Genomic DNA, 20,602 nt, shown 5'->3' on the forward strand with positions numbered 1-20,602 from the left:
GGATTTTTTTATTAAACTGGTATCTTTGAAACAAAAAAAATGCCGATTATTCGGCACTTTCATAATTACTGCAGAAACGGCTCCTGTTATTTATATCAATATTATACTTTGCCAGTTTATATTGCAGCGTTTGACGCGGAACCTCCAATAGCTTTGCGGCTCTTTTTATATTTCCATTGGTCTCTAGAAGAGCTTTTTCAATTAATGCTTTTTCCTGTTCTTCCATGCTCGCCTTTAATGGCTGAACCTTTAGTGAAACAACCTGTTTATCCTTTTGCAGCTGCTGTTTCATTATCACAGGCAAATCCTCTGCTTTAAGAAAATTTTCTTCACAGACATTCATCATGTATTCGATTGTATGCTTTAATTCCCTGACATTTCCGGGCCAATGATATTGTCTGAAAAAGGCAAGCACATCATCCCCGATTCCTGAAAGGTTTTTGTGTAGAACCTGATTAAATCCCCTAATAAAATGATGTGCAAGAAATTCAATATCTTCTTTTCTATCCCTTAGAGGAAGGAGCCCGAAAGTGAGAACATTTAAGCGGTAAAATAAGTCTGTTCTGATTTGGTTTCTCTCCAGTGCTTCCACTGGATGGATATTCATGGCTGCAATCACTCTCACATCTACATGGGAGTTCTTCGGGCTTCCCACTCTTCTGACAATCCCATCCTCCAGCACTCTAAGCAGTTTTGCCTGAAGCTCAATTGGCATGGCATGTATTTCATCAAGGAAGAGTGTTCCCCCATCGGCTAATTCAAATAGCCCTGGCCTGTCTACAGCTCCTGTATAGCTTCCTTTAGCAGTCCCGAATAGAATGCTTTCAAGCAAGGGTTCCGGTATAGCTGCACAGTTCTGGGCAATAAATGGCCCGGCAGCTCTTGGGGAAGCATGGTGGAGTCCCTGAACAAAGAGCTCCTTTCCGCACCCGCTTTCGCCAAACACCAGAATGGAGGAATCAGACTTAGCCAGTTTGGCCGCTTCTTTTTTAATTTTTTGCATTTCCTGATTTATTGTGAGAAGGCTATCCAGTGTGTACTGGACATTATCAACAGCAGTCTTTTTTTTGACAGGCTGTTTTATTTTTTTTCGCAAATCCAGAAGGCTTTCAGAAAGAAGCTTCAACCTGGAATAGTCCTTAGCAATCTCAACAGCTCCCGCTACTTTCCCATCTACAGTAATAGGGAGAGTTGTATTAATGGTTTCTATTTGTGCGCCATGAAGGTTCACATAGGATTGCGTCTGGTTATAGATCGGTTTTTTTGTTTTCATTACTTTTAATAAGGTGCTTGTCTCTTTATCCAATGAAGGAAAGACTTTCAGAACAGGTTTTCCGATAACCTCAGAAACCTCCAGACCATCGTGTCTTGCAGCAATTTCATTATAAAAAATGGTATTTCCATTCAAATCTACTACATGAATTCCTTCATCAATGCCCTTTAATATGGCTGCCAGAACTTCTTTTGAAATGCTTTGAGTTTCAGTCATCAAAATCCCCTCCCATATATATGTATATGACAGGGTGCCGAAAATTTGTCAGGATGGTGCCGAAATACTGGCACTATTTTTTGTGGCCCCAGTAATCCGCTGCAGCCAAATTCTTTACCCAGACATTCATATTTTCAAGTTTATCGAAAATATAACAGTTGTTAAGAAGCCGGCCCCGATAGGAATAGCCCAGCTGATGCAGAACGGCATTCATTCCGAACGACAGCGCTCTGGCAATGGAGTAGGCACAGAATACACCCTGCGATTTTAAATCTTTTTCCAATTTTTCAAGGAGTATTTTCATTAAACCATGTTTACGGTGGGACGGAAGTGTCGCACAATCTGTCAGTTCTGCGTTTTTATAAAAAAGATTGACCTCCGCTGAAGCTCCACTGACAAGGTCATCATTATACTGAAATGCGTAATAGATGGTACCTTCCTGGATGGTCTTTTTAATATATGAGGGATCATGGAGAGGTGTTGGATAAATTTGAAATACTTCCCGGTAAAGTGCAGCAAGTTTTTCAGCATCTTGCTCCGTTACTTTCAGGAGCTGATATTCGGAAGGAGGCATGATGACATCCGGGTTTCTTTCAATGGCAACTACATTTGTAATGATGCTGTCTTCAGAAATCCAATGGGGATTGATTCTTCTTTCTTCAGAGAAATATTTACAGAAAAAGTATTGATCAGAGCCCCGGAAATACCCGTCAATAACAGCTTCGCACTGAAAACCCTTAGCAAGCAGATCCATATAATTTTCCACTCTTCCTCTAAAAATTAATTTCTCACACTGGTGTTCTTTTGCCGTTTTCTCTGCTTCATGGACGGCATCTTCCAATTTACCTGCATAATCGTCTACTCTTAAGCGTTTATTGAATGGATCAAGGTATAATTCGGCAAGAAAGTTTTCTTTTTTTATTATTTTTACAGAAGCTGTATTATGCATAGCTCAGACCCCCTTCTATTAAAAAACTGCCCGGCCAAACGGCCAGGCATTATAGATATATAAAGGAATTCGGGCCAATACTGCCTTTTTACCGGCCAATTCGATTAAAATACCGGCCAAACTCAGGCATTTACCGGCCGAATAAAGTGAAACTTCAATCAGTGGGGGTGATTTTTCCCCACTGATTGTTAGTTGAGGCCCACAGGAAGTGGGTCACAAAGACGTTGCCACAGGAGGTGGCGTTTCTTAGTCTTTGTTCTTCTTTTCGGGCCTTTACGGGCAGTTTGACCCCCACTTATCCCTCAATGATTTCTCCAGAGCCTTGAAGTGGAGGTCTTACTGCCCGTTAGACTGCGATAAAATTCCTGTCCATCATCTTAGTCAATTTTAAAGCTGATCAGCTTCATCTCTGTCATTTCTTCAACAGCATATTTTATGCCTTCACGTCCCATTCCGCTCATTTTCACTCCACCATATGGCATATGGTCTACACGGAAGGTTGGGAAATCGTTAACCATCACACCGCCAACATGAAGCTCTTTTGCTGCTTTAAAGGCTTTGTTCACATCATTGGTGAAAACACCAGCCTGCAGGCCATAATCTGAATCATTCACAAGTGCCAGCGCCTCTTCAAAGCTGCTGAATGAATTGATATGAACAACAGGTGCAAATGCTTCCTCACATGAAATTTTTTCTGATTTATCAACGTTCAACAGGACGGTTGGGTGCAATGTATTATTTTCTGCCTTACCGCCAAGAGCAAGTTCTGCTCCGCTCTTAACGGCACTCTCGATCCAGCTTTGAGCGCGGTCGGTGTTACTCTTGGAGATCATCGCAGAAATATCTGTTTCCTCATTAAGCGGATCGCCGATTTTCAGCTTTTTGGCTTCCTCAATAAAGCGTTCGGCAAATATCTGGTACAGGGATTCATGCACATAGATGCGCTGAACGGAAATACAAACCTGTCCCTGGAAGGCAAATGCCCCAGCTGCAATTCGCGGGACAATTTTCTCCACGTCTGCATTCTCATCCACTACAACTGCCGAGTTGGAACCCAATTCAAGCGTTACTCTCTTTAAGCCTGCATTTTCGCGGATCTGCTTTCCTACTGCCGGGCTCCCTGTGAAAGTAATCATCGATATGCGGTCGTCTGCAACAAGTACATCCCCGACCGTTCCGCCGCTCCCTGTTATTACATTCAAAGCTCCATCAGGAAGTCCGGCTCTGTGAAAAATATCAGCTATTTTATATGCCGACATTGGCGTTTGGGATGCAGGCTTTAATACAACCGTGTTGCCGGCAGCAATTGCAGGACCCACTTTATGGGCAACCAGGTTCATAGGAAAATTGAATGGAGTGATGGCGCCGATAATTCCAAGCGGCTCCTTTACTGTATAAGCAACCCTGCCTTCGCCTCCAGGAGCAGCATCCATTGGGATAGTCTCTCCATAAAGCTTGCGCGCTTCCTGGGCAGCGAAGGTATATGTCATGATGGTGCGGTCCACTTCTCCTCTTGCAGCCTTTAGAGGTTTAGATGCTTCACGCGCAATGATCTTTGCGCACTCTTCATTTTCTTCCTTCATGATGGCAACTGCATTTTCCAATATTTCCGCCCTTTTATGGGCAGGCATTTCAGCCATTACTTTTCTAGCCTGATCTGCCGCATCAATTGCCGACTTCACATCGGAAGGAGAAGCCATGGCGACTTCTGCAATAACCTCCCCGCTATAAGGGCTTTTCAATGCTTTGTAGTTCTCTGTTTCCTTGAACTTTCCGCTGATCCATAAATGTTGTTTCATTGGAATTCCTCCTTATGTGCAGCATTCACCTATTACTTCTTCTAGTACGGTTAATCCTTCATTGAGCTGTTCATTGGTTGTAATAAGCGGAGTGAGCAGGCGAATGATATTCCCATAGAGGCCTGCACTCATAACAATGAGGCCGCGCTTGTGCGCTTTTGACAGGACTTCCTGAACAATTTCCTTATTGGGTTCCTTTGTATCCTGATCTTTAACAAATTCAATGGCACACATTGCCCCTAAAGAGCGAACTTCACCCACTTGCTTATATTTTAAAGGAAGATCTGAAAATTTTTCAGTAAAAAGGCTTCCGATTTCATTTGCCCTTCCTAATAATCCTTCTTCCTCAATTGTTCGAATCACTTCTAATGCGGCTACACAACCGAGCGGACTGCCTCCATAAGTTCCGCCAATTTCACCGATATTCGGTGAATCCATTATGTCAGCCCTGCCAGTTACAGCACTGATCGGCAATCCGGCACCGATCGATTTTGACATCGTAATAAGATCCGGCACAACATCATAATGCTCCATGGCAAACATTTTGCCAGTCCTGCCAAATCCCGTCTGTACCTCATCAGCGATAAAGAGGATTCCATGTTTTTCACAAAGCTGTTTTACACCTTTTACAAAACGTGAAGACGGCATAACGAAACCGCCCTCACCCTGTACAGGCTCCATAATGACAGCAGCAATTTCTTCAGGAGGCACCTCGCTGAGAAAAAAAGTTTCGAATCTCTTAAATAAGGCAAGATCATAATCTTTATCCTTCAAACCCTCACTGCGGTAATAATAAGGATAAGGCCATTTATATGTTTCAGGCGCAAATGGCCCGAATTCATATTTATATGGTTTAACCTTGCTCGTTAAACTCATGGACATATAGGTACGGCCATGAAAACCCCGTTCAAATGATATGATTCCTTTTCTGCCGGTATATTTCCTTGCTATCTTAACGGCATTTTCTACTGCCTCTGCGCCGGTGCTTAAAAAGAATGTTTTTTTGCTGTGATTTCCGGGTGTAATGCTGTTGAGTTTTTCTGCCAGCTTAATATAAGGCTCATACATCATGACATGAAAGCATGGATGAAGATATTTGTCAATTTGGGCATGCAGGGCTTCTACAACCCTTGGCGGGCAGTGGCCAACATTTAGTGTTCCGATTGCCCCGGCAAAATCTAGAAAAGTATTTCCGTCTATATCTGTCAGAAGTGCTCCATCCCCCTTATCCGCAAATGTCTGCATCGTGTTAAATGGTCCCTTTGGCACATTCTGCTCTTTTTTAGCCAATAATTCCTTCGCTCTCGGTCCCGGTATCTCCGTTCTTATTTTAATTGATCCCATCATCATTTCCCCTCTCACTGATTAGTGCCGCACCATTCCAGCATTGCCAGAGCAATGATTTCAGCAGCTTCATAGACTTCCTGCAAGGAAATATATTCGTTAACATCATGGGCTGCTTCAGTTACACCGGGCCCGAAGACAACTACAGGTGTATTCCCCACTTTGGATAATATGCCTCCATCCGTGCCCCAGGGTGATGCTTCAACTGCCGGCTGCATGCCTTTTACTTCTTCAAAAGACTCCGATAATACGGTCATTAGAGGGTGATCCTGTTCCAAATCACCAGGCAGCCAGCGTCCGCCGAACCATTCAACTTGAGGAGGGTTCTTTTTTAGCCACTCATCATTTTGTGCTGCTTTCTTTAGACACTGCACCAGCTCTTTTTCCGCAGATTTCATTTCTTCATCTGGCGCCACTCCCATCCTCCCCTCTAAGATGGCAATATCCGGCACTGAAGATGGCCATTCTCCGCTATTTATTTTTCCGATATTAATAGGGATCGGAATAGGAATCTTTGAATATAGCGGATCCTCAATTCTAAGGTTTCTTAATTTCTCAAGTTCCTGAAGCTTTGTCATCACTATCATGGCTTTTTCGATTGCATTGATACCTTCATATCGGGTTCCTCCATGAGCAGAACGCCCTTTGACTGTTATCCGGAACCACATTGAACCCTGCTGTTTTGGAAAAAGCTTCATATTTGTCGGTTCGGGAATGATTGCCCCGTCGGCTGTATAACCCCGGAGGACAGCAGCCAAAGTACCCGCCCCTCCACTTTCCTCTTCAATGACACTTTGGAATATCACATCTCCTTTAAGCTTGATTCCAAGCGTTATGATGGCTTCCATTGCAAGCAGGAGCGAGACTGTTCCCCCTTTCATATCCGTCGAACCCCGGCCATATAGTTTTCCATCTTCGATTCTTCCGCTAAATGGATCATGATCCCAATCATTTCGGTCTCCCTCTGGAACAACATCAATATGGCCATTGAGGATAAGGGACCTTCCCCCGCCTGTTCCTTTCAAAGTAGCCACCACATTGGGATTTCCGGAAAAATCCTTTCTATCCGAACAAAAGGCAGGATGTTTGGTCAATTGCTCCTTTCCAATCTCCCAAATATCAAGGGATAGTCCAAGTTTGCGGCATTTTTCAATGATGACAGCCTGTGCACTGCTTTCTTTCCCACGGATGCTTCCTTCCTGGACCAGCTGCTGAAGAAGTCTTGTTCCCCTTTGCCTATTTTCTTCCAGCCACTGTTTAATCTTTGCATGAGCATTCATATTCTCACTCCTTTTTTGAGACCACAGCCAAACATAGGATACTATCTATCAATTAATCACTCTCACATTCCCAGCAATTGTAAAACTGCAGCCGGTTTTCGCCCTGACTGCATTAACCGAGTGCGGCGCAAACAATTCAGTCAGTGTCAGACCATGATTTGTTATTTGAAAGACAGCCATCTCCGTAATAATCATGTCTACACAGCGGGCAGATGTAAGAGGCAGACTACACTCGTTCACAATTTTTGAATTTCCATACTTGTCTGTCTGGTTCATAAGGACAATTACTTTTTTGGCTTTTTGGGCAAGTTCCATTGCCCCGCCCATGCCAGGAACTTTTTTACCGGGCACAATCCAATTGGCCAGATCTCCCTTTTTACTCACCTGCAGGGAGCCAAGGATCGTCATATCAACTCTTCCTCTGCGTATCATCCCGAAGGCAATAGTACTGTCGCAATAAGAAGCACCTTTTACAACGGAAACCGGAAAACCGCCAGCATTACAGAGATTTTCATCTTCCTTCCCTTTCTCCGGACTTGGCCCCATACCTGTAATGCCATTTTCAGCATGAAACATCACTTTTGTCCCAGCTGGCAAATGATTGGGAACAAGCGAAGGGATTCCGATGCCGAGATTTACAATCATCCCGTTCTTTATTTCTTCAGCAGCACGTTTTGCAATGCGATCTCTGATTTCTACTCCCATGCCCATTTCCAATTCACTCCTTTCGAAGGGACAATATAATCCACAAAAACCCCTGGTGTTATAATTTCATCAGGATCGAGGCTGCCAAGAGGGACGATTTCCTCCACTTCTGCAATGGTCATATCTCCTGCCATAGCAACAAGCGGGTTTGTGTTTCTCGCACTTTTGTCATAAATCAAGTTTCCGTAGGGATCAGCTTTTTTTGCAAAGACAATGGATATTTCAGCCGTTAGAGCCGATTCGACGAGATAATTTTTCCCACTCAAATTACATGTTTGTTTATTGCTGGTTACAATGTCATTATCAAGGCCAATATCGGAAAGAATGGCAGGGATGCCGACTCCCCCTGCACGGATTCTTTCTGCCAATATCCCCTGTGGTGAAAATTCCACTTCCATTTTCCCATCTGTCATTAATTGGCCGGCTACGGGATTTGAGCCAATATGGGAAGCAATCATTTTTTTTGCCCTTCCCTGGCTGACCACTTTCCCGATGCCAATATGGGGAAAACCTGAATCATTGCCAATAAGCGTTAAGTCTTTGAATCCATTATCCAAAATGCCGTCAATAAGGGCAGGCGGGGTGCCAATTCCGCCGAATCCGCCAAACATAATGATCATGCCATCCCGAAAATGCTTCATTGCCTCATCAAGTTCAATGATTTTGTTAAAAGTGTTTTCCATATTTATTCAGCCTCTTCCTCAGCAAAGATCATGTGTTTTTCTGTGAAAATCTGTAAAGTTCTATCAAACCTTTTCACAAGATCATCAATTTCCCTTTTGGTAATGGTAAGCGGCGGTGCAATCAATACAGCATCTCCATCTGTGCCCGTTTTGCCTGCACCCGCAGGGTAAATAAGCAGTCCCTGTTCCTGAGCTTCCTGTATTAATCTCTGTGTCAGACTGAACCTTCTTGAAAACGGCTCTCTGGACAGATGATCTTTTACAAATTCAAGTCCGATCATTAGTCCTTTTCCTCTTACATCACCAATAAAAGAAAATTTGGATTGCAGTTTTGTCAACTTATTTCTCAAATACACACCTTTGCTATCCACTTCAGGAATGATGTTATTTTTCTCAATATACTCAAGCACTGCGAGAGAAACAGCGCAGGACTGAGGATTGGCACTCAAGGTATGGCCACTCATAATGCTCTTTGACCCTGCCAATATAGGCTTCATAACTTCATCGCTTACAAGGGCAGCCGCAATCGGTGCATACCCGGCTCCCATTCCTTTACCAAGTGCGACAATATCAGGTTTCACATTCCATTGCTCACAGGCAAGCATTGTCCCCGTTCTGCCAAAACCAGTCATAACCTCATCAGCAATAAATAAAATGTCATACCGGTCACAAATTTCTTTTATTATCCGGTAGTAATCCTTTGGAGGGGTAATAGCACCCCCTGCAGCCCCAATGACTGGCTCTGCGATAAATGCTGCAATATTCTCTTGCCCTATCCGTTTAATGACGGTTTCAAGTTCATGGGCACACAAATAACCGCATTCAGGCGCTTCTAGATTGTAGGGGCACCTATAGCAATATGGCGGATGAATGACAGGAAAATCTTCAAGCAGCGGTATGAAGCGCGCCCTTCTGCCCGTATGACCTGACATCGATAAAGCACCCAGGGTTATGCCATGATAGCTCATCCACCTTGAAAGCACCTTTGTTTTTGTCTGAATGCCTTTTTCCTGCCAGTATTGAATCGCTATTTTCATAGCTGTTTCAGTGGCCTCAGACCCGCTGTTCACAAAAAAGCTCCAATTCAAGTCGCCAATCGCTGCTTCTGCTATTTTATGGGCAAGCTTTTCAGCTGCCCCGCTGGTAAATTGCGAACGATACACAAAAGAGACTTTCTTAGCCTGTTCATGCATTGCCTCAATGATTTCCTCAATACCATGGCCAATATTGGCTGTTATCGCACCAGACGATGCATCCAAATATTCCTTTCCGTCAGTATCATATAAATAGACGCCTCTGCCATAATCAATAACTGGATAATGTACATGAAGCATTGGCTTAATTAGGTTTGATTGTTCCATTTCAGAAACCCCTCCATTGTTATTCGTGCAAAAAAGCGTCTTGGGCTCTAAAGTTGAAGCAGAATTATAAAGTGTGACGCTATCTTCTGGGCCAATATATTAAAATATATGAAATGACTTCCAAAATCTTTCTTAAAGAATATTCATATCCTTAAAATGAACCATTTGCAGGAATTAAAAAAACAGCCGGTGTAATAACGGCTGTTTGATTGGTTAAATAATGCTTTTTTTCAGGTTCATTAGATCAATGTCTTCCTCTGCAAGTTCTTGAAAATATCCTTCTTCATCATGATGAAAGACATACTCAAGTTCTTCTTCAGCTTCTTTCAATCTATTTAAGATTGAAAGATAGCAAGCTTTATTATATCTCGCTATCAAAAGGTCAGGATCAATTTCAAGCGCTTCCTCCATTAGTTTTAGTGATTTTTCAACATCCTTTATTTTATGAAAAGAAATAGCCAGTTCAATATATAAGGAAGTATCCTCGTTATGAACCTCTAATCCTTCTTCCATAATCTCTATCGCTTCTTCATACCGTTTTCTTTTATTTAATAATTGTCCGTATCTAAAATGGGCCTCTTTTTCATACGGATTTTCTATTAACACCTTTCTAAAGATTGTTTCTGCCTGGGTGAATCGCATCCTGTGTGTAAATGCAACTGCCTTTAAGAGCATGAGATGTGTATCGTCCGGTTTTTCTTTTAAGCAGGCATCCAGCAGTTTTATTGCTGTGTTCATCTCTGCCGCTTCCTCAATGGGATCATTCCCGCCCGCCATATGCATCTGTGCAAGCTGATAGGCTGTAATAAAATCCCAATCTTTTTCAAGAGAAGACTTCAGAACCTTTTTGGCATCCTCCTCAAGATTTACAGATTCATAGAATCCGGCAAGACCGATTGGTGCATTTTTATTAAGCGGATTATGTCTGATTGAGGATTCATATAAGTCGGCAATCACTCCAAACAAAGTGATTTGCTTTGTCTTTTCTCTCATCTTTTGAACAAACCTTCCAATGAAGGAGGATTTTTGATCAGCTTCCCAATCCACACCGCTTGCATGCAGGGCCAATGCATCAGCTGCCTTTAAGAATACCTGGCTTTTTTCCGTTTTTTCAGTTCTAATTTTCCCGAGGAATGCCGGAAGGTGTATTATTTTATTGGTTTCGACAAATAGCACAATTAAAGTTTCATATAAGTCTTCATCATCCCAATATTCTTTAATAAGTTCCTCCAGAAATTTCCTAGCCTCTTTATATTTCTTATTCTTTATAAGCAATTTTGAATAGTGATGTCTTAATTCAGCCAATTGAGAATCCAGATTCAGGGCCTGCAAAAGACATTCCTCTTCCTTGATTCTGTCTCCTTCAGCTCCATAAGCATAAGCAAGGCTATCCAATCTCCATGTTTCCAGAACTTCTCCCTGCATACGAATTAATCTTTCAATAAATCCCCGAAGCTCTTCCATGGATAGCAAGCTTGATAGATATTCAATATTAACTCTTAACGGAGCCTTATCAATCAGCTTGAGCATATACTCTGTTTCCTTCAGTTCATTTCCCAAAATCCCATAGATTTGTGCGATGCGGCTATATGCCCCCTCTGTTTCAGGATCAAGATCAAGACATTTTCTTAATGCTTTAACCGCCAGTTCAAACTTTTCAAGTCTAAAATACGTTTCCCCCAGCCTGTAGTATGGAAAAGCTGTTTCATTTTTCCCGATGGCTCTTTTGTATAGGCTAATTGCTTCAGCATATCGCTCAGCACTTTCATATAAAGTGCCCGCATAGCATAGATAGTCAGTTTGGGAGCCTTCACCAGCCTTTGCTTCCAGAAAAGCGATTGCACGATTCACGTAAGACGATTCTTCTACTATGTTTACATAAAGTTCCAGGGCTTCATCCATATTTTGATCAACGTAGTTAAAACCTCTTTCAATTAAAGACATTCCTGCCTCCAGCAGGTGGGAATCCTTCAGGCCTTGTGCGAAGTCTGCAACCAGTTTGCCGCCATTTATTAAAAATTCGCTATCCTTACAAAAACGTTCTGCATGTTGTCTTATAAATTCAGCTGCTTCATCAGGCCTCTTCGTTTCAGAGATAGCAAATGCATAACCTAGATAGGCAAAAACCTCATCAGGATTTTCTTCAATACAGGAGAAGTAAATACTCTCTGCTTTTTCATATTCCTCATGATCTTTGTAAAGATCACCCAAGCGAATTAGAATCTGCGGACTTCCTGATAACCCCACTCCTTTCATTAAAATCTCTTCGGCACGCATTTTGTCTTCAAATAAATATTCATAGCAGTCGGCAAGAGCCAGATATGGATAAGAATTTTCCGGATCCAGGCTGGCTGAAATCATATAGCCTCTTTCTGCTTTGCGGATTTTTCCTTCTGCCTGGTCAAGCTTCGCTCTCTCATACCATACATGCGAATCACAATGATCTTCACGAAGCAGCTGGCTGAATATCGAGCGTGCTTCATTGTACTTTTCCTGATCCGTAAGAATTATGGCATGATTTACTCTAATAAAGCGGTCTTGCTCATTTATATTTAGTGCAATGTCTGACATTTCTTTCGCATTTTCCGTCTCAGAATTATAGAGGAAGCATAGCGCAATATAACTCCAAATATAGTATTGATCCGGGTCAAGCTGAAGGGATTTTCTGAAAAAGCCGATCGCAAAATGGTTTTCATCCTTATACATCTGAATCCTTCCATTCAAATATTGGTATAATGGGCTGAAGGTTTTTCTATTGACAAGTGTTAAAATCTTTTCCGCTCGATCGATTTCGTTTAAACGTATATATGCCTGAGCTGCATGCAGCTTAAAAAAGTCAGACTCAGGAAAAATGGCAAGCAGCTTTTCGGAACATTGAATAATGAATTCTTTGTGTCTATCCCCGGAAAAAAACTTTAATGTATATATGAGCGTATAAGGTTCATTCATTGAAGAAGATAAAAAGTCTGCCATAGCCGGTTCATTTTTCATTATGTCTTCTTCAACAATTTCCGAAAGGGAGTGAAGTTTCTTATAATACAGGTGCTCATCCATAGGCAGGAATTCAAGCTCCGCCTCTCTCTCTTTTGGCACTGCCGCAATCGACAAAGAATTTGTATTAACAGCAAGCTTTTGGAACTCTTCATAAGGAACATACATTGTATCAAGAAAGTTTGGATCTTGTACCAAATAAAAGCCAAATCGTTCATCAATCCCAATCATAACCTGCACATGTGAAGATGCCTCAAAGTCCACACTAAGGATGACGGGTATCCCCTGCTGCAATAATGCCTTATAACGCTCCTTATCACCTGTAAAGAAACGGCATGCGAAACCTTCTTTTTCAAGGTATTCCGCAGATGCAGACAGCTTTGAACCAGTCACATCAAAAATATGTTCAGCAATATCATCCTGAGTTTCCTTTTTTCCAAAATAAGAAAAGAGCATTTCAAAGCTGGCAGGCACACAGTAATTGCTTTTCTGTACAACTGGATTGATTGAGAGCTTTACTGCATCACCTGTTTCAGAAAACCCCTTATCTCCTGAGAAAGGGCTGTCCTTCATTTTCTTCAGAGAGATAATGTGATGTAATTTTTCAAGTTCATTTTTTTGATAGTAGGAAACAGCTATAAGATGTTCAAAATAGCGCTTATAACTGTGAAAAGGAACAAGTCGATCGAGCTCACTTATTTCTGATAGCATGTCCTCATGCAAGCCGAAATCCCTGTATCTGCGAATAAGCTCCAATCTTAATGCAGGCGCCTGCGGGTGGACTTCCATTCCCTCTTTAATCGTTTGAAGAGACTTTTCCCCTCCTCCATTTGATGCGTATAGATCTGATAACAAAAGATAACAAACAAGTCCCCGGTCTTCATCTCTCAGGCCAGCCGTTAAATGTGATTCTGCCTTTGCACGGTCTCCTGTCTGCAGATAATAAAATCCAAGTTTATCCCAGATTGGCTTTTCGCTGATCTCCTCCATTTCAACGAGCCTCTTCACTGCTTCTTTTGTTCTTTTTAACTCAAGAAGGCTATGTACTTCTGTAAATAATGCACTTATTCTCAGCTCAGTGTCTGCTTCATGCGGCATCTTTTTCAAATATTCCGTTATAATATTATTTGCTTCCAGTGACCTGCCGCTGTCAATTAACTCATCGCAATACCAAATGGCGGTTTGAAGTGTTTTAAAACGCCTGTGTGCATAACGGGCAAGAAACCCGCTATATTGGTACATCAATCCACGGTCAAATAATCGTATGAGCAGCTTAAAATCATCAACTGAAGTTATTTTTGCTAATTTATTCTTAATAATTGAGAACTTTGATTTTTTCATATCTTCCAATTCATTAGCCAGAACTTTCAGCGCCTTTAAAAACTGCCTGTCTTCTGCCAGGCCTCTTAGATTTTTCAAAATTTCCATTCTGCACCTCATTTGGGTATGTTAGAAATATAATACAAACATTTACAGAGATTTACTACAGGAAATGGTTGTATTTTATTCTTCACATAAAAATACCCCGGCATATTATCCGGGGATGAATTATTTCTGTTCAATCCAAATTTCACTTTCAAAACCTTGTGCTTTTATTGCTGCCTTTCCTCCAATCGGAATAGTGGCATAAGGCTGTACATGGCCAAAATTCACATCAGCTATCACAGGAATGCCGTGAAGCTCTTTTTTTGAATCAATAATTTTTCTCAGTGCCTCTTCGGTAACCTGGGAATTCTTCTGAAATCTGCCAATCAGGATTCCTTTGATGCCCTGAGCATCAGGCAGGTGCAGCAGTGATTGAAGATCCCGATCAAAGGTAAGAGCATGTGATTCCTCATCATCTTCAATAAATAAGATTGAATCCTTTAATGATGGCATGAATTCTGTCCCCTGCAGCAAATTAAGTGTGCATAAATTTCCTCCAATTAATCTGCCTTCTGCATCCCCTTCCTGGATTACCGTATACCCATTATGTTTGATGAAATGCCTGTCTTCCTGATCAAGATACCATGGATCATCACTCCAATGTGACGATGCGAGGATTTCATAGGGAGCGTCATTGGTTACTGCATTAATAAAAGAATCAAGAGTGTACTCAAACCCATGTTTCACACCGAAGCTTGAAAAATGCGGGCCTGAATAGGTGATCAATCCTGTTTTTTTATAAATGGCCCCCTGCAGTGCTGTGATATCACTAAATCCGCAAAATATTTTCGGATTGTCTTTTATTATCTCGAAGTCTATGTAATTCAAAAGCTGGTTGGCGTTATAGCCGCCAATCACTGTCAGGATTCCCTTTACATTAGGATCAGTAAAAGCATCATGCAAATCTTCAATTCTCTCTTCAATAGAAGTACTGAAAAACTCATCATGCAGTTCTGCATTTTTACCGTATGTTACTGTGAATCCAAGCTGATTCAGCCGTTCCTGGGCAATTCGCAATTGTTCTCCTTTTATGATGGCCATGCTTCTTGACGGTGCAATGACCCGGATCTCATCACCTGGCTTTAAACGCTCTGCAAGCATTTTGTCCTCTCCTTTGCCGCTTTTTAGTCTTGTTTATTGTTTTACATTTTATCAAATACAGTCTCGTTGAGAAATAACTGTTTTTACATATTGAAAAAAGGCCAGCTTTAAAGCTTGGCCTTCTGCTATTATACTATTGCAGGTTCCCTTCTTGGTGCATTGCTTTTCTTTTCTACGATATCCCTTGCAATCCAAACTCCGCAAGCTCCCGCTTGTGCGAGCCCTCTGGTGATGCCCGCACCGTCCCCGCCGACATAAAGACCGCTGATTTCCGTTTCGAAACGGTCATTCAGTCTTGGGCGCGCAGAGTAAAATTTTGCCTCCACGCCATAGAAAAGTGTATGTTCTGATGCAAGGCCAGGAGATACATGGTTTAAAGCCTCAGTCATTTCAATCAGGCTTTTCATTGTATTATATGGAAGCACAAGGCCTAAGTCGCCAGGTACCGCCTCTTTTAAGGTTGGCTCCAGGAAACCTTCCTTAATCCTCTTCTCAGTTGATCTTCTTCCTTTTAATATATCTCCATACTTTTGAACAATGATTCCGCCGTTTGAAAGGCTGTTGGCAAGCCTCGAAATTTCGTGGGCATACTCATTTGGCTTATCAAACGGTTCTGAGAATGTATGGGATACAAGCAGCGCAAAGTTTGTATTCGGGCTTCCCAGTTTAGGGTCTTTATATGCATGGCCATTCGCCAGCATGATTCCCGAGTGGTTTTCCACTACGACGTGGCCAGAAGGATTGCTGCAGAATGTCCGTACTCTTGTACCGACAGATGTATTAAATGTGAACTTTCCTTCGTAAAGATGTTTATTGATCTCTTCCATGACAATATTGGAAGTTTCAACCCGGACGCCAATATCAACCTGATTATTGATCATCTTTAAGCGGCGGGACTTCAGGAGGTTTGCCAGCCAAACAGATCCATCTCTCCCTGGTGCTACAACCACCTTATCAGCATGAACCTTATTTCCGGACTTAAGCTTAACTCCCATAATGCGATGGCCATCAGGCGTTTTTTCGGTTATGAGATCTTCAACCTCTGTCTTATAGGACATATCAATTTTTTCACGCAAATATTCATAAATGCTTTTTAGTATTTCAAGGTTCTGCTCCGTACCCAAATGCCTAACCTGTGCACGAAGTAGTTTCAGTCCCGCTGCATAACCGCGGCGCTCAATATCTCTCACTTCATCCGTCATTGGATCTGTGATGCTTTCAGTTGCACCGTGTTTCAAATTAATTTCATCTACATATTTGATCAATTCAACAACCTGGGAATCAGGGAGATAATCTGTCATCCAGCCTCCGAATTCACTTGTAATATTGAATTTTCCATCTGAATAAGCACCTGCTCCGCCAAAACCATTGGTGATTGAACATGCCGGCAAACAGCCTGCATATTCTTTTCTTCCCGCGGCCGGCGGGCATTTCTCAATTTTTTTCTGTAAAATCGGACAATTCCTCCGATAAATATCATGACCTTTATCAATTAATAAAATATTTGCTTCAGGCATTTTTAGTGTTAGTTCATAACAAGTAAATATTCCAGCCGGTCCAGCACCGACAACAATAACATCATAATTCGCGTTCATCGTCCTATTCCCCCAGACGCATTATTCGTTAATTTCAACAACCCTAGGTAACTATATCAAACACCGAATAAATGGTCAATCTCTTTTACGAACTATTTAACTAAATTAATATATATTGTTCGTCTTTATGATAATTTATGTAAAATTCCGTGAATACCAGAGCACCTGCTGGATCCTCAACAAACAGAAGGCTGCTCCTAAAGAGCAGCCTCCACAAGATTCATTTTATATTACCAATTTCCACAGCAGCATGCTCCGATAATGATCAATAGAATGAACAATACAACGATCAATGCAAAACCGCCATATCCACATCCTCCATAATGAGCACCCGCTACAGGATAGCCATATCCTGGATAGCATGGGTCATAGCCAGCACCAGCAACTGCACCTTTATACATTAATAATCACTCCTCAACAAGATTTCTTGGGCATTTTCAATATTAATGTATGTGGGGTGAACTTGACCCGCATGTGCATTTGCCCATTTTTATAAAAAAACGCTGAACTCCATTTTAAACCTTCCACCATAGCCATTATTAGGGTACGATAACATTAAGAGATACAGAAAAGAAGCGGGGGATTCAAACCAATGAAGAAAAGGAAGATCGGCATATATTTTTTTATCATCACTTTTATATATGGTTTGTATCATTTGTTTGATAGCCTATCTAAAGTTGAAGGGGCAAATCCAACTAACGTGTATCAAAAGTTATCGTCAAAAGAGAATATCAATTACCTCATTATCGGGGATAGCATTGGCAGAGGGTCAGGTGCGACCTCCAAATCATCTGCATGGTTTACAAGGCTTGAGCGGCATCTGCATAGTGAATTTGGGATTAAAGCCAAAAGGCATTCAATAGTTCAAAGCGGTGCCACTGCCTTTGAAGGTTTATATAAGCTTCAGCAATCCGAACATTTAGGGAAAATTGATTTAACTTTTATCGTGTTTGGGGAGAATGACCGCAAATATATGGATGAAAAGCAATTTTCATATTTCTACGAAGGGCTTATCCGGAAAACCAAACAGCTCTACCCTGACACCGAGATCATAACCATTACAGAAAATCCGCTTGATAATGAGGCATTTGTTCAGGAAATTTCTGTTATTTCTAATCACTATGGTGCAAAAAATGTGGATATGAGAAAGCCATTCGGACAATCCGGATTGCCTGCAGAGGAACTGACAAAGGATATGGTCCATCCAAATGATGAGGGCTATAAAATATATGCAGATACACTAATCAAGAAAATAAGAGAATTAGCCGGCAGTCATACAGAGATTGCGGAACTTTCTGCCCCCATTCATGAAAATGAGGATATCGAAATAGCATCCATCCCTCATGTTACCGATATATCGGGTTCATTTATTCACAAAGACGGCATTTGGGAGAGCAGTAAGGCGGGTGACAGTCTTGAATATCGATTTAGCGGCCCTTTCCTTGGGGTCAATATGATTCGAAGCGAAAAAGGCGGGAAGATGGATGTTTTTATAGATGATATTTATATTACATCTTTATCTGCCTGGTGGCCTCTGACTAAAGAAAGATATCAATATATTGTCAGCGGCCTCGAAAACGGACCGCATCATGTGAAGTTTATTGTGACTAAAGAAAAATCAGTGAATAACAGTACTGACGATGCAGTTATTCAAATTTCTTCCATACTTATAAAATCAGAATAGCAAAGTTTTTTCGTTCGAAAGAGGAGAGCAATTCATGAAGAGTTTATTCAAGAATTTTATTAATGGGATTCTAACGATTGTGCCCATTATTTTAGCAATATTTGTTGTGGTCAAAACCTTTTTGTTTCTTGATGGCATTACAGGGAATCTCTTAAAGCCTTATTTAAAGGATGATTATATCCCTGGAATAGGATTGCTCGCTACACTTATCCTGATTACCTTATTAGGATGGCTTTCAACAAAATTCATTACCGGATCCATTATTAAGCTTGCAGATCGACTGCTGGAGAGAATTCCTCTGGTTAAAACGATTTACACTGTCATTAAAGATACTGTTCATTCCTTCCTTGGTGAAAAGAAATCATTCTCAAAAGTAGCATTGATTACAATCCCAGGAACTGAAATGAAGAGCCTTGGGTTTATTACTTCGGAAGGACTGGAAGATTTTTATGACCCGCTGAGGGAATATGCAGCTGTCTATGTACCCCAAACCTTTCAGGTTGCAGGCTTCACGTTTCTAATACCTAAAGAGCAAATAGAAATCATAGATGTTAAGCCCGAAAATGCAATGAAATTTATTCTATCTGGGGGAATGACCTCGAAGGGAACTCCAGACAAGGAACGAAGTTTATAAAAAATCATGTATAAAGCCGCCCAATCATTGGCGGCTTTTTCTGATTATTTCGCAGTAACTGTCATTACTGTTGATGTACCTCTCGTTACGGCTCCTGCTGCATTCTTCTCAAGAGATGCAACCTGGTCGCCATTGGTGACAATAATCGGTGTGACTGTACTCTTTGCCTTTTCTTTAACTAGAGCTAAATCAAAAGTGACAAGCTTATCACCTTGGCTGACCTTTGATCCCTCGGAAATATGGGTCTCAAACCCTTCCCCTTTCATCGAAACCGTTTCAAGGCCAATATGAATTAAAATCTCGGCACCATTCTCAGCACGAATGCCAATTGCATGCTTGGTAGGGAACACTTGAACTACTTCTCCATTTACCGGGGAAACGACTACCCCTTCAGAAGGTTCGATTGCAATACCGTCCCCCATCATTCTTTCTGCAAAAACTGGATCGGGCACTTCTTCCAGTTTAACTGCTGTACCTGTCAAAGCAGCCTTAACCTCAATTGCTTTGACCGTTTCCTTTTTGCCGAATAATTTTTTAAACATAAAAACACCTTCCATTTCTTAGTTTGCATCATTAAATAATGGCAGAAATTCTTTGTAGCCTTCTTCCTCCATCTTTTCCTTGGGGATAAACCGAAGCGCAGCAGAATTAATGCAATAACGGAGGCCAGCAGGTCCCGGTCCATCATCAAAAACATGTCCCAGATGGGAATCAGCCGTTTTACTTCTCACTTCAGTCCTGACCATAAAGTGACTGCGGTCTTCCTTTTCCAGAACTTCTTCATCTTCAATAGGCTTAGTGAAGCTCGGCCAGCCACAGCCGGCATCATATTTGTCTTTTGAGCTGAAAAGAGGCTTGCCAGAAACAATATCAACATAGATTCCGTCTCTGAACTCATTCCAATATTCATTTCGGAATGGCGGTTCTGTCCCATTATTCTGGGTTACTTCATATTGCATTGGACCAAGTTTTTGCTTTAAATCTTCTTTATTTTTTGTCATTTACTTTCACCCCAATGCTTATTAATAAATGCCTTTCTTCCAGACCCGGTTTGATAGGCATTGTATCTTTCCGGATTCTTTTTGTAATAATGCTGGTGATAGTCTTCTGCAGGGTAAAAGTCAGAAGCAGGCAGAATCTTAGTAACAATCGGTTTTGTAAAAGGACCGGTTTCTTCAAGCTTTTGTTTTGATTCTTCTGCTGTCTGTTTTTGTTTTGCATTATGATAGAAAATAGCCGTCTGATAGGATTGACCTCGATCATAAAACTGGCCGCCTTCATCAGTTGGATCTATCTGCTGCCAATATAGTTCAAGAAGCTTTTCATAAGGGAAAACCTCAGGATCAAATGTTATTTGAACCGCTTCATAATGGCCAGTGGTTTCGGAACAGACTTCCTGATAAGTTGGATTTTTCACATTCCCTCCGGTATATCCGGATTTTACTTCTTTAATTCCAGGCTGTTCATCAAAAGGCTTTACCATACACCAAAAGCAGCCTCCTGCAAATGTTGCCTTTTCAAATTGTTTCTCTGTCATTTACTCCACCTCTTTCCGGCACTTT

General features: G+C 41.5%; 17 protein-coding genes. 2 read left to right on the top strand and 15 right to left on the bottom strand.

What is annotated here, in order from left to right:
* Positions 1–46 precede the first annotated feature (46 nt).
* The 12 genes from IRB79_RS19975 to IRB79_RS28080 all read right to left on the bottom strand — a co-directional run bounded on the left by IRB79_RS19975 (position 47) and on the right by IRB79_RS28080 (position 17,123).
* Entirely contained in the window at positions 47–1,489 is a 1,443-nt protein-coding gene (locus IRB79_RS19975) for a sigma-54 interaction domain-containing protein (protein ID WP_243504381.1), read from the bottom strand.
* A 73-nt stretch (positions 1,490–1,562) separates the two neighbouring features.
* Entirely contained in the window at positions 1,563–2,438 is an 876-nt protein-coding gene (gene ablB / locus IRB79_RS19980; protein WP_243504383.1) for a putative beta-lysine N-acetyltransferase, read from the bottom strand.
* Between the two features lie 377 nt (positions 2,439–2,815).
* Positions 2,816–4,237 carry an aldehyde dehydrogenase family protein gene (locus tag IRB79_RS19985; protein ID WP_243504385.1) on the bottom strand — a complete coding sequence of 474 codons (1,422 nt, stop codon included), beginning with the start codon at positions 4,235–4,237 and terminating at the stop codon, positions 2,816–2,818.
* 12 nt (positions 4,238–4,249) lie between these two features.
* Positions 4,250–5,584, bottom strand: coding sequence for a 4-aminobutyrate--2-oxoglutarate transaminase (gene gabT, locus IRB79_RS19990; protein ID WP_243509566.1), 1,335 nt, complete (start codon positions 5,582–5,584; stop codon positions 4,250–4,252).
* 11 nt (positions 5,585–5,595) lie between these two features.
* Positions 5,596–6,861: a peptidase gene (locus IRB79_RS19995; protein ID WP_243504387.1), complete on the bottom strand. Its 1,266-nt coding sequence runs from the start codon at positions 6,859–6,861 to the stop codon at positions 5,596–5,598.
* Between the two features lie 48 nt (positions 6,862–6,909).
* Entirely contained in the window at positions 6,910–7,572 is a 663-nt protein-coding gene (locus IRB79_RS20000; protein ID WP_243504389.1) for a 3-oxoacid CoA-transferase subunit B, read from the bottom strand.
* Complete coding sequence (locus tag IRB79_RS20005; protein ID WP_243504391.1) at positions 7,557–8,249, bottom strand: CoA transferase subunit A; 693 nt, start codon at positions 8,247–8,249, stop codon at positions 7,557–7,559. Before IRB79_RS20005 ends, IRB79_RS20000 begins: the two co-directional genes overlap by 16 nt.
* Before the next feature lie 2 nt (positions 8,250–8,251).
* Entirely contained in the window at positions 8,252–9,610 is a 1,359-nt protein-coding gene (locus tag IRB79_RS20010; protein WP_243504393.1) for an aspartate aminotransferase family protein, read from the bottom strand.
* 213 nt (positions 9,611–9,823) lie between these two features.
* Positions 9,824–14,029 carry a tetratricopeptide repeat protein gene (locus tag IRB79_RS20015; protein WP_243504396.1) on the bottom strand — a complete coding sequence of 1,402 codons (4,206 nt, stop codon included), beginning with the start codon at positions 14,027–14,029 and terminating at the stop codon, positions 9,824–9,826.
* Between the two features lie 120 nt (positions 14,030–14,149).
* The gene (locus tag IRB79_RS20020) at positions 14,150–15,127 is read right to left on the bottom strand and encodes a S66 family peptidase (protein WP_243504398.1); all 978 of its coding nucleotides are present in this window, start codon (positions 15,125–15,127) and stop codon (positions 14,150–14,152) included.
* 128 nt (positions 15,128–15,255) lie between these two features.
* The gene (locus IRB79_RS20025) at positions 15,256–16,722 is read right to left on the bottom strand and encodes an NAD(P)/FAD-dependent oxidoreductase (protein ID WP_243504399.1); all 1,467 of its coding nucleotides are present in this window, start codon (positions 16,720–16,722) and stop codon (positions 15,256–15,258) included.
* A 230-nt stretch (positions 16,723–16,952) separates the two neighbouring features.
* On the bottom strand, positions 16,953–17,123 hold the full coding sequence (locus IRB79_RS28080) for a YjcZ family sporulation protein (RefSeq protein WP_275719756.1): 171 nt from the start codon (positions 17,121–17,123) through the stop codon (positions 16,953–16,955).
* A 191-nt stretch (positions 17,124–17,314) separates the two neighbouring features.
* Here IRB79_RS28080 and IRB79_RS20035 point away from each other — a divergent pair, with 191 nt between their 5' ends.
* Both IRB79_RS20035 and IRB79_RS20040 read left to right on the top strand, forming a co-directional pair.
* A complete protein-coding gene (locus IRB79_RS20035) occupies positions 17,315–18,406 on the top strand; it encodes an SGNH/GDSL hydrolase family protein (RefSeq protein ID WP_243504400.1) in 1,092 nt (363 codons plus the stop codon).
* 34 nt (positions 18,407–18,440) lie between these two features.
* Positions 18,441–19,040: a DUF502 domain-containing protein gene (locus IRB79_RS20040; RefSeq protein ID WP_243504401.1), complete on the top strand. Its 600-nt coding sequence runs from the start codon at positions 18,441–18,443 to the stop codon at positions 19,038–19,040.
* 44 nt (positions 19,041–19,084) lie between these two features.
* Here IRB79_RS20040 and IRB79_RS20045 read toward each other — a convergent pair whose 3' ends face one another.
* Genes IRB79_RS20045 through msrA form a run of 3 tightly spaced genes read right to left on the bottom strand, consistent with a single transcriptional unit; the run spans position 19,085 to position 20,577 of the window.
* A complete protein-coding gene (locus IRB79_RS20045) occupies positions 19,085–19,582 on the bottom strand; it encodes a PTS sugar transporter subunit IIA (RefSeq protein ID WP_243504403.1) in 498 nt (165 codons plus the stop codon).
* Between the two features lie 18 nt (positions 19,583–19,600).
* Positions 19,601–20,041, bottom strand: a complete 441-nt coding sequence (gene msrB, locus IRB79_RS20050) for a peptide-methionine (R)-S-oxide reductase MsrB (protein WP_243504405.1) — start codon at positions 20,039–20,041, stop codon at positions 19,601–19,603.
* On the bottom strand, positions 20,038–20,577 hold the full coding sequence (msrA, locus tag IRB79_RS20055) for a peptide-methionine (S)-S-oxide reductase MsrA (protein WP_243504407.1): 540 nt from the start codon (positions 20,575–20,577) through the stop codon (positions 20,038–20,040). Before msrA ends, msrB begins: the two co-directional genes overlap by 4 nt.
* Positions 20,578–20,602 lie beyond the last annotated feature (25 nt).

The organism is Cytobacillus oceanisediminis, from assembly GCF_022811925.1.
GTDB lineage: Bacteria > Bacillota > Bacilli > Bacillales > Cytobacillaceae > Cytobacillus > Cytobacillus oceanisediminis_D.

What these genes read in the sequence shown, in the direction of transcription:
- msrB (WP_243504405.1), bottom strand. Translation starts at nt 20,041, where the DNA reads ATGACAAAAAATAAAGAAGATTTAAAGCAAAAACTTGGTCCAATGCAA.
- IRB79_RS20010 (WP_243504393.1), bottom strand. Translation starts at nt 9,610, where the DNA reads ATGGAACAATCAAACCTAATTAAGCCAATGCTTCATGTACATTATCCA.
- IRB79_RS20000 (WP_243504389.1), bottom strand. Translation starts at nt 7,572, where the DNA reads ATGGGCATGGGAGTAGAAATCAGAGATCGCATTGCAAAACGTGCTGCT.
- IRB79_RS20040 (WP_243504401.1), top strand. Translation starts at nt 18,441, where the DNA reads ATGAAGAGTTTATTCAAGAATTTTATTAATGGGATTCTAACGATTGTG.
- IRB79_RS20025 (WP_243504399.1), bottom strand. Translation starts at nt 16,722, where the DNA reads ATGAACGCGAATTATGATGTTATTGTTGTCGGTGCTGGACCGGCTGGA.
- gabT (WP_243509566.1), bottom strand. Translation starts at nt 5,584, where the DNA reads ATGATGGGATCAATTAAAATAAGAACGGAGATACCGGGACCGAGAGCG.
- IRB79_RS19995 (WP_243504387.1), bottom strand. Translation starts at nt 6,861, where the DNA reads ATGAATGCTCATGCAAAGATTAAACAGTGGCTGGAAGAAAATAGGCAA.
- IRB79_RS19985 (WP_243504385.1), bottom strand. Translation starts at nt 4,237, where the DNA reads ATGAAACAACATTTATGGATCAGCGGAAAGTTCAAGGAAACAGAGAAC.
- IRB79_RS19975 (WP_243504381.1), bottom strand. Translation starts at nt 1,489, where the DNA reads ATGACTGAAACTCAAAGCATTTCAAAAGAAGTTCTGGCAGCCATATTA.
- IRB79_RS20005 (WP_243504391.1), bottom strand. Translation starts at nt 8,249, where the DNA reads ATGGAAAACACTTTTAACAAAATCATTGAACTTGATGAGGCAATGAAG.
- IRB79_RS20020 (WP_243504398.1), bottom strand. Translation starts at nt 15,127, where the DNA reads ATGCTTGCAGAGCGTTTAAAGCCAGGTGATGAGATCCGGGTCATTGCA.
- IRB79_RS20045 (WP_243504403.1), bottom strand. Translation starts at nt 19,582, where the DNA reads ATGTTTAAAAAATTATTCGGCAAAAAGGAAACGGTCAAAGCAATTGAG.
- ablB (WP_243504383.1), bottom strand. Translation starts at nt 2,438, where the DNA reads ATGCATAATACAGCTTCTGTAAAAATAATAAAAAAAGAAAACTTTCTT.
- msrA (WP_243504407.1), bottom strand. Translation starts at nt 20,577, where the DNA reads ATGACAGAGAAACAATTTGAAAAGGCAACATTTGCAGGAGGCTGCTTT.
- IRB79_RS28080 (WP_275719756.1), bottom strand. Translation starts at nt 17,123, where the DNA reads ATGTATAAAGGTGCAGTTGCTGGTGCTGGCTATGACCCATGCTATCCA.
- IRB79_RS20035 (WP_243504400.1), top strand. Translation starts at nt 17,315, where the DNA reads ATGAAGAAAAGGAAGATCGGCATATATTTTTTTATCATCACTTTTATA.
- IRB79_RS20015 (WP_243504396.1), bottom strand. Translation starts at nt 14,029, where the DNA reads ATGGAAATTTTGAAAAATCTAAGAGGCCTGGCAGAAGACAGGCAGTTT.